The sequence below is a fragment of the Clostridium arbusti SL206 genome (assembly GCF_000246895.1).
Taxonomy (GTDB): domain Bacteria; phylum Bacillota; class Clostridia; order Clostridiales; family Clostridiaceae; genus Clostridium_I; species Clostridium_I arbusti.
On sequence record NZ_BAEV01000132.1, the window covers coordinates 1 to 9,261 of the forward strand.

Consider the following 9,261-nt stretch of genomic DNA (forward strand, 5'->3'; position numbering starts at 1 on the left):
TCTTATGATATTTATAGTATGTGCTAATAGAAATAATTATATTAACTATAAATGGAATATTAAATACTTGTAAATAAATGGAAAATAATATAATATAAAACTTGCTAATATAATATTATATTCAAAAATTTATAAAAAATGACTAGGGGGATATAAAATGTACAAAAAATCTTTTAAATTTTTAAGTCTAATTGTTTTCATAGGTGCATGTTTCTTGACATTAATATTTTCGTTTAATGTCAGGGGAATTGAGAATACTTATAGAGATCCTAAAAATAAACCAATAGAAGTAGATACTAATAAACCTAAAAATGCTAATGTGAAAATTTTAGGGAATACTTATTCAGATAAAAATAAAAGTAATAATATTAAATTAGAGAAAAGTAATAACAATGCTGTAACATTAAAAAATTATAGAAATAAGAAAAGATATACCAATGTTTACAAAGTGATTGTTCATATAGGGAATCAAACTGTAGATGTATATAATAATAATGAATTAATAAAAGCAATGGTGTGTTCTACTGGAATAAATAGTGATCCTACACCTACTGGAACATTTGTAACAGGAAATAAAGGAACTTCTTTCTTTAGTGATAAATATGGAGAAGGAGGCTATTATTGGACGAGCTTTCTAGGAAATTATCTTTTTCATAGTGTTCCTTTTGACAAGAGTGGTAATATCATACCTATACAAGCAGCAAAACTTGGACAAAAAGCTTCTCATGGGTGTGTTAGACTATCTGTTGAAAATGCAAGGTGGATTTACAATAATATACCTAGAAATACTAAAGTGTATATTGAAACATAATATATATGGAAGAAATATATATTTATAGGAGTTTAAGATGTGATTTTTAAAATAAGAATTTTAAGAAGAAAGCCATATTAAGTTATGATGTGAAATTTCATTGACTAATAAGGCTTTTTATTATGCAACAATTTATAAATTAATATACTTATTGAAATTTTAGAATTTATGTAATAACATGAAAATATCAATAAATCTTATATACTTCTACTAAATAGAAATGTGTTGCTTGTATCCCTGTATTTAGAGCAGTGGAGTATTATAGCTGCTAGTCAAATGAAAAAATTCAGGCTTAAGTTTTCAATATTATAGTTTCAAATAAGGATTATTGAAAGATTCTAAAGTGAATGCTTTAAAATCATATTAACAATTAAGAAAAACTATCTGGCTATTGTATTTCAATAGTAAGATAGTTTTTAATTTTATATTAGGCATATTCAAATAAATAAATAGTCAGTATGCTAGCCTATTTTGAATCTTACTGCGTCAGCAGAACCCTCAGATAGCCCACTATCCTCGGAACCTGCTTCCTTGCTCAATTCAAAATATTCGTCGCATCTTTGACTTACTATTTATTTTCACATGCCTTATAAATTATTACCTCAAAATGATAAGTTTAATAAAAATATATTTTAAGGCAATTATTAATTTATTTATACAAGTCTGATTAATATAAATTGTATGGAACTTAGTTATATTAATGTACTATCCATTAACTATAGTGTATATGTAATGGATAGTACATTAGTGTGAATTAAAAATAGACAATAGCAGAGCGCTAAAGAAAATAGCTATATTATAATAAATATAATTTATTACAATATATTACCATAAATATTTACTAAAAATATTTATGGACAAAATAAAAATGGACAGGAAGTTGAATAAAATATATATTAAGGGGCAATAATCAAGTTAGTTTGTAAATCAATATAATATTAGGAGGTTATAATGAAAAAACAAAATTGTATTATATGTGGGAAGCCTCTAACTGATGGTATAATAGTTAATGGCAGAAGTATTTGTAAAGCCTGTGAAGAAAGACTGATAAATTTAGAACCTGGTAATGATTTTTATGAGTACTATAAAGAGTCTATAAGAAAGAATATAATTCAACTGAGGGGAGCGGAATACATTTGTCAAAATTACCACTTGTAGAGGGTATAATTAAATACATAAGAGAAAATAATGCAATGTTTTGTATGCCTGGTCATAAAGGGGGAAGAGGATTCCAAAATACAGACATAGGAAAAGAACTATATGATAATTTTATAAAAGCTGATATTACAGAAGTTGAGGGAGTAGACAACTTGCATCACCCAGAGGGTATAATTAAAGAAGCAGAAAATATGTTGCGAGATTTTTATGGTAGTAAAAAGTCATATTTTTTAGTTAATGGTAGTACTAGTGGAAATTTAGCTATGATATTTTCTTCCTTTAAGGAGGGTGATAAGGTTATAGTAGAAAGAAATTGTCATAGGTCTATTTTTAATGGAATAATAATGAGAAAGCTTAAACCAATTTATATAAAAAATAAAGTATATGAAAAATTTAATGCACCTCTATCTATTGATGAAGATTATTTGTTGAAATTGTTAGATAATAATTTAGATGCAAAGGGAATTATAATAACTTATCCAAATTATTATGGAGTCTGTTGTAATTTAAAATTCATAGTGGAGGAAGCTCATAGAAGAGGAATAAAGGTGCTTGTAGATAGTGCCCATGGAGCTCACTTTGGAGTACATGAAGAGCTTCCAGAAAATGCTGTAAATCTAGGAGGGGATTTTGTTGTTATGAGTTCGCATAAAACCCTTCCCAGCCTTACGCAAACAGCATATTTACATATTGGAAAGAACATTGATATTGAAAAGGTGGATTTCTATGTAAGTGCCTTTTTAAGTACAAGCCCTTCTTACATATTAATGTGCTCTATGGACTATGGGAGGTATTACTTACAGGATAAGGGTAATATGGAATATAAAAAGTTAATTGACCTGTGTAACCTTTATAGAAATAAGATAAACAATTTAGAAGGATTTCACATAATTTCTATAGATGATTTAAAATATAATCACATAGATGTAACAAGATATATTTTAAATGTAGGAGAAGGACTTAATGGGTATAAACTCTATGAATATCTAAAAAATAATAAAATACAGCCGGAAATGTGTGATGGAAATAATATAGTTCTTATATTTTCTCCTTTTAATACTGAATGTGAATTTGAACATCTCTACAGAGTGCTTATAGATTGTAACATTAAGGATATACAGGATAGAAAATTTCATATAATAGAGTCAGGCATACCAGATATAGAGCTTATGCCTTTTGAAGCAATAGAGAGAGAATATAAATTAGTAAATTATAGCCAAGCTTTAGGAAAGATATGTAGTGAGGCTATCGTTCCATATCCACCAGGGGTTCCTGTGATATTACCAGGTGAGATTATAGATAATAATACAATAGAAACAATAGAATACTATATAGGAGAAAGATGCACTATACTCGGTATAGATGAATATGAGAAAATTAAAATTATACAATAAGAATATTGGAGGAACAAATGAGTAAGATATTTTGCTTATTAGGTAAAAGTGGATGCGGAAAGGATACTATATTTAAAAGATTAATGGATCATAAGAAGTTAAATTTAAAACCTATAGTATCTTATACTACAAGACCTAAAAGAGATGGAGAAACTGATGGGGTAGAATACTATTTTATAAATAAAAGGAAGTTGAAACAATATGAAAGTATGGGAAGAATTATAGAAGTTAGAAAATACAGTACTGTAAATGGAGATTGGTATTATTCAACTATAGATGATGGACAAATTAGTATAAAGGAAAATAGTTATCTTATAATAGTTACATTAGATGCTTATAAAAGCTTACAACAATATTTTGGAATAGATATGGTAATCCCAATTTATATTACTTTAGATGATGGGATAAGATTAGAGAGAGCGTTAAAAAGAGAAGAGAAAGAAGAGAACCCAAATTACAATGAACTTTGTAGAAGATTTCTTGCAGATGAGAATGATTTTAGTGTAGAGAAATTAAAAAATGCTGGAATCAATAGGTTATATTATAATTATGATATTGATCAATGTATTGAGAGTATAGAAGCGGATATTTTAAATGAATATATATAAATATTATATTAGTTACACAACTTATTAACAGAAACCTTATTATACTTAATTATAGAAAATTGTGATAAAATATAGATATACGGTCTATGTATTTAATAATAAAATAAAGAAGTACGGATAAGGGGAGGTTATATTTATGAAGCTTATTATTGCCATAGTACAAGATGACGATGCTGGTGATTTAATAGATGTTTTAACAGAAGATGATTTTCGAGTAACAAAACTTGCAACTACCGGGGGATTTCTAAAGGCAGGTAATACAACTCTTATGATAGGAGTTGAAGAGAAGGATGTAGATAAGGTAACTGGAGTAATTGAAGAAGAGTGTAAAACTAGAGAACAAGTTATAACATCACCTTCACCTGTAGGCGGAGCTACAGGTTTATATGTGCCTTATCCTGTTGATGTAGAAGTAGGTGGAGCTACGATATTTGTAGTAGATGTAGATAAATTTATAAAGATTTGATGGTGAAGAATATGAAACTTGACAATATAATTGGACATAATGATATTAGAAAGAGTTTAATACATTCTATAGAATCAGGAAAATTTTCTCATGCGCATTTAATAACAGGCGAGGATGGTATAGGAAAAAGTTTTGTTGCTTTTGAGGCTGCTCTGAATATTTTAGGTAAAGATTCCTATAAGGAATATGCAGACATAAATCAGTGCAGAATAATAAATAATAAGAAGTCTATTTCTGTAGATCAGATTAGAGCTATAATAGAAGAATCAAATAGAAAACCATATGAGGGAAATAAAAAAGTAATAATACTCCATGATGCAGATAAAATGACCATACAAGCACAGAATGCTTTTTTAAAGACTATAGAAGAACCTCCTGTAGGTGTATTTGTTTTATTGTTATGTGAAAATCAAGAAAAGCTACTAGATACCATTAAATCAAGATGTCAGATTCATAAATTAAGGAAACTAAGAGAAAAGGAAATGGATGAATTTATTTATAAAAAATATCAGAATATCTCTAAAGATGAAATAAAGGCAGTTAAGGCCTTTGCAGATGGTATACCTGGTAGAGCAATAAAGTTTATAGATAATAATTCATTTAAAGAAATACGAGAAAGACTAATTAAAATAATGATGGATACAAATAATGTAGATATAGAAAATTTTCTTAGAAATGAAGAGTTTTTAATAAAATATAAAGACATATGGCAGGAAGTTTTAACATGTCTGCTATCTTATGTGAGAGATATTATGATTTATAAAGAAACAGGCATGGATGAATTAACTATAAACTTGGATAAAATTGAATATATAAAGAAATTAGCTGAAGTATTTTCATATAAGAAACTTAATAATATTATTGATATTGTGAATAATACTAAAAGTAATTTAGAGAGTAATGTAAATGCAGCTATGACTTATCATATAATGTTACTTAAGATATATAAAAAGAAATAATAAGTCAAAATCAACCAGCATAATGACTGGTTATTTCTTTTCAGATACCTAAAATGAAAGAAACTAAATAATAATGATATAGATAAAGAAATACAGGAGGTTTAACATGGTAACTGTTGTAGGAGTACGATTTAAAAAAGCAGGAAAAATATATTATTTTTCTCCAGGAGAACATGATATAAAGAGTGGAGATAATGTCATAGTAGAAACTGCCAGAGGAGTAGAATTTGGTAGCTGTGTTATAGGATCTAAAGAAGTTAGTGATGATAAGATAGTTCTACCTTTAAAGAATGTTATAAGAAGAGCCAATAAAGAAGATGAAAAAAAATATTTAGAAAATAAATCGAAAGAGAAAGATGCTTTTAATATTTGTGCAGAAAAGATACAAAAACATGATTTGATTATGAAGCTTATAGATGTAGAGTATACTTTTGATAATAATAAAATAATATTCTATTTTACTGCTGAGGGAAGAGTAGATTTTAGAGAACTGGTAAAGGATTTGGCATCAGTTTTTAGAACTAGAATTGAACTTAGACAAATAGGAGTAAGAGATGAAGCAAAAATGATAGGTGGATTAGGACCATGTGGAAGACCAATGTGCTGTTCAGTACATTTAGGTGATTTTGCACCGGTATCTATCAAGATGGCTAAGGAACAAAATTTATCCTTGAATCCTACTAAAATTTCAGGGATTTGTGGAAGACTTATGTGTTGTCTTAACTATGAACAGAAGACTTATGAAAATATAAGAAAAAGGCTTCCAAAGGTGACATCAATTGTTGAAACAGCAGAATATGGGAAAGGTGAGGTTATATCAAATAGTGTAGTTAATGAGAGTGTTAAGATAAAGGTGAAAATTGAGGATGGGGAAGAAACTATTAAAGAAGTTTCTATAAATGAACTTAATTTAGTATCTGGTTCTTTTGAAGGTGCAGTTGATGAGTCAGATATTAAACTAGAGATTGATGGAGAAGATGAAAAGACTATAAAGGATTTGTTTAAAGCAGACTAGGAGGATAAAGATGAAGTCCATTCTTAAAATTTGCAATATGAGAACTTTAAATGATGTTAGTGTAGTGAGAAATTCTATAGCATCTAATGAAGGCGTTGTGGCTTGTCAAATAAATAAGGAAAAAGGTGAGATAGAAATAGTGTATGATGCTTATTCTTTAGATATGGATAAAGTCATAGAATCTATAGAAGATTTAGGATTTACTGTAATATAAAATACACTTTTAAAAATTACGAAAACATGATACAATATTTATGGTAAACTTGTACCTAAAACTTTAAGGAGGTGTGTTTTAAATGGCATACAAAATTAATGATTCTTGTGTAAGTTGTGGAGCCTGTGCTTCAGAATGTCCAGTTAACGCTATAAGCCAAGGAGATTCTTTATTTGTGGTAGATGCTGATACTTGCATTGATTGTGGAAACTGTGCTAACGTTTGTCCAGTTGGAGCTCCAGTACAAGAATAGTGTATAATTACGAAATAAAAATAAGAAGCCTATCTTTCTAGATAGGCTTCTTATTTTTATTGTAACCAATATATATTATGTTATACTATGTATATAAAAATATCAGGGGGAAATGGGTATGCTTAATATATTTAGGGACACCTTTCGAGTTATGTCACCAGCTAATGGAAATGTAGTGAATCTTAGTAAAGTTTCAGATAGAATGTTTTCAGAAGGTATAGTTGGCAAGGGGATAGCAATAGATCTAACTGATGATATAATAAAGGCACCTATAAATGGTAAAATCAAACTTATATTTAATACAAATCATGCTTTTATTATTACTAGTAAAAAAGGTATTGAATTACTAGTTCACATTGGAATAAATACTATAGAATTAAATGGAGATGGATTTAAAAGACTTGTAAATCAAGGTGACTTCGTAAGAGTAGGAGAACCTATTATAAAAATAGAGAGACAAAAGATTATAGATAAAGGATATGAACTTATTACGCCTGTAGTTATTACAAATATTGATAATATAAAAAATGTAAGTTATACAGAGAATACTTGTGTTTTAGGAAGCAAAAATTATATTATGACATATAAGGTAAAATAAATTAATAGATTTATTCTAATTGCAATATGTGAGTCTATTTGACTATAAAATACCCCAATATTAAAAACAAACATAAATTTATGGGATAAGTCTACGATAATAAATATAAAGACAATAAACAATAAACAATAAACAATAAAAAATGATTAACTCGAGATAAGTATAAGGGGGAAACGGACTTGGCCATATCTACTATATTATTTTTAATTATAAGTTTTGCTGCGTTGATTGGATCATTTATTCTCGATGGAGGACATTTGATGGCACTTGTAGCAGTAGCACCAGCTATAATTGTATTTGGAGGTACTATTGGTGCTGTAGGTGTTTCATTTCCGGGAAATGAAATTAAGAACTTTGGAAAAGTTTTAAAAGTTGCTTTTACTAATAAAAAAGTAGATACTATAGAGCTTATAAGGTATTTTAAAAATATTGCATTTAAAACTAGAAAAGAGGGTCTTTTAAGTATTGAAGAGATGATTTCAGCAGATGAGAATATGGATCCTTTTATGAAGAAAGGACTTCAAATGGTGGTGGATGGAATAGAACCTCAAACGGTAAAAAGTACGCTTGAACTCAGTGCAGATCTTATTGAAGAAAGACACAGGGTCGGTATAGCTATGTTTGAATCAGCAGGAGGCTTTGCACCTACAATGGGTATTACAGGTACTGTTACAGGACTTGTTCACGTTCTAAACAATTTATCAGATCCTAGTAAACTTGGAGGCCTTATTGCAGGAGCATTTATAGCGACACTGTATGGTATAGGGTCTGCTAATTTTTTATGGTTACCCATTGGAACTAAATTAAAGGAGTTAAACTTTCAAGAGGTAGCAGAAAAAAATTTAATAATTGAAGCAATCATCTGTATTCAAGAGGGAATTAATCCAAATACACTTGAAGAAAAATTAAAAGGTTTCTTAGACAAAAAACAATTGGAGGAATATAACAGGGGAGAAAGTGGTGAGGAGAAGTAATGAGGAAGAAAAAGCCACAAGAACATGTTAATACTGAGAGGTATATGCTTACATACTCTGACATGATAACTCTTCTAATGATGTTTTTTATAGTAATGTATGCATCTAGTAATGTAGATGCAATAAAGTACAAGCAAATATCTGATTCTTTTAAGGTCGCTTTTAGTGGTGGACAAACTATTGTTGGAAGTGGTGATTCCATGGATGTAAAGAACAAGTCATCTCACAATAATAGTAAGGAGTCTAATGGACAAGTACAAAATGATAAAGCTATTACTCAGGAAGAAAATAGACTTAATCAAGTAAAGCAAACTATAGATAATTATATTAAGGAAAATAATATGACTGCAAGTGTAAATACTGAAATTGAGGAAAGAGGATTAGTAGTAAGTGTTAGAGATACCTTATTTTTTGATTCTGGTAAGGCGGATGTAAAGCCAGAACTTGAAAAAAAACTTGTAGAAATAGGTAAAATATTAAATTCTATTGATAATTATATAAGAGTAGAAGGGCATACTGATAATGTTCCTATAAGTAATTATAAATATGCAGATAATTTAGATTTATCTACAGCAAGAGCTGCCGCAGTGGTTAGAGTCTTAATAAAAGAATCTAATATAAACCCTATTAGGCTTGCCGCAATGGGATATGGAGATCAAAGACCTGTAGCAAGTAATAATACGGAAAGTGGAAAGGCAAGCAATAGAAGAGTGGATATTGTAGTAATCGATAGTAAATTTAATGCTACGGAGGATAATACAAAGAAATAATTTTACTGAATATAAAAATAAAACTGTTGATATAAGTAAAC

Annotated in this window: 12 protein-coding genes; all 12 read left to right on the forward strand. The window is 28.7% G+C overall.

Annotation, left to right across the window (positions count from 1 at the left end):
- The first annotated feature begins 157 nt into the window (after positions 1-157).
- The 12 genes from RH99_RS16625 (at position 158) to RH99_RS16680 (ending at position 9,220) form a co-directional block, all read left to right on the forward strand.
- Positions 158-811 carry a L,D-transpeptidase gene (locus RH99_RS16625; RefSeq protein ID WP_010240872.1) on the forward strand — a complete coding sequence of 218 codons (654 nt, stop codon included), beginning with the start codon at positions 158-160 and terminating at the stop codon, positions 809-811.
- Between the two features lie 951 nt (positions 812-1,762).
- Complete coding sequence (locus RH99_RS16630; RefSeq protein ID WP_010240874.1) at positions 1,763-1,969, forward strand: sigma factor G inhibitor Gin; 207 nt, start codon at positions 1,763-1,765, stop codon at positions 1,967-1,969.
- The gene (locus RH99_RS16635; protein ID WP_010240876.1) at positions 1,948-3,363 is read left to right on the forward strand and encodes an aminotransferase class I/II-fold pyridoxal phosphate-dependent enzyme; all 1,416 of its coding nucleotides are present in this window, start codon (positions 1,948-1,950) and stop codon (positions 3,361-3,363) included. The genes RH99_RS16630 and RH99_RS16635 overlap by 22 nt, the downstream gene beginning before the upstream one ends.
- Positions 3,364-3,380: 17 nt before the next feature.
- On the forward strand, positions 3,381-3,971 hold the full coding sequence (locus tag RH99_RS16640) for a nucleoside/nucleotide kinase family protein (RefSeq protein WP_010240878.1): 591 nt from the start codon (positions 3,381-3,383) through the stop codon (positions 3,969-3,971).
- 136 nt (positions 3,972-4,107) lie between these two features.
- The gene (gene darA / locus RH99_RS16645; RefSeq protein ID WP_010240880.1) at positions 4,108-4,437 is read left to right on the forward strand and encodes a cyclic di-AMP receptor DarA; all 330 of its coding nucleotides are present in this window, start codon (positions 4,108-4,110) and stop codon (positions 4,435-4,437) included.
- Between the two features lie 11 nt (positions 4,438-4,448).
- Positions 4,449-5,396 (forward strand): DNA polymerase III subunit delta', encoded by a 948-nt coding sequence (locus RH99_RS16650; RefSeq protein WP_010240882.1) that lies wholly within the window; start codon positions 4,449-4,451, stop codon positions 5,394-5,396.
- A 106-nt stretch (positions 5,397-5,502) separates the two neighbouring features.
- Positions 5,503-6,411: a PSP1 domain-containing protein gene (locus tag RH99_RS16655; protein ID WP_010240885.1), complete on the forward strand. Its 909-nt coding sequence runs from the start codon at positions 5,503-5,505 to the stop codon at positions 6,409-6,411.
- 10 nt (positions 6,412-6,421) lie between these two features.
- Positions 6,422-6,625: a heavy-metal-associated domain-containing protein gene (locus RH99_RS16660; RefSeq protein WP_010240888.1), complete on the forward strand. Its 204-nt coding sequence runs from the start codon at positions 6,422-6,424 to the stop codon at positions 6,623-6,625.
- A gap of 82 nt (positions 6,626-6,707) precedes the next feature.
- Entirely contained in the window at positions 6,708-6,878 is a 171-nt protein-coding gene (gene fdxA / locus RH99_RS16665) for a 4Fe-4S ferredoxin (RefSeq protein WP_010240891.1), read from the forward strand.
- A 118-nt stretch (positions 6,879-6,996) separates the two neighbouring features.
- Positions 6,997-7,476: a PTS sugar transporter subunit IIA gene (locus RH99_RS16670; protein WP_010240893.1), complete on the forward strand. Its 480-nt coding sequence runs from the start codon at positions 6,997-6,999 to the stop codon at positions 7,474-7,476.
- A gap of 179 nt (positions 7,477-7,655) precedes the next feature.
- Positions 7,656-8,450 carry a flagellar motor protein gene (locus tag RH99_RS16675; RefSeq protein WP_010240896.1) on the forward strand — a complete coding sequence of 265 codons (795 nt, stop codon included), beginning with the start codon at positions 7,656-7,658 and terminating at the stop codon, positions 8,448-8,450.
- Complete coding sequence (locus tag RH99_RS16680) at positions 8,450-9,220, forward strand: OmpA family protein (RefSeq protein WP_010240899.1); 771 nt, start codon at positions 8,450-8,452, stop codon at positions 9,218-9,220. Before RH99_RS16675 ends, RH99_RS16680 begins: the two co-directional genes overlap by 1 nt.
- Positions 9,221-9,261: the final 41 nt, after the last annotated feature.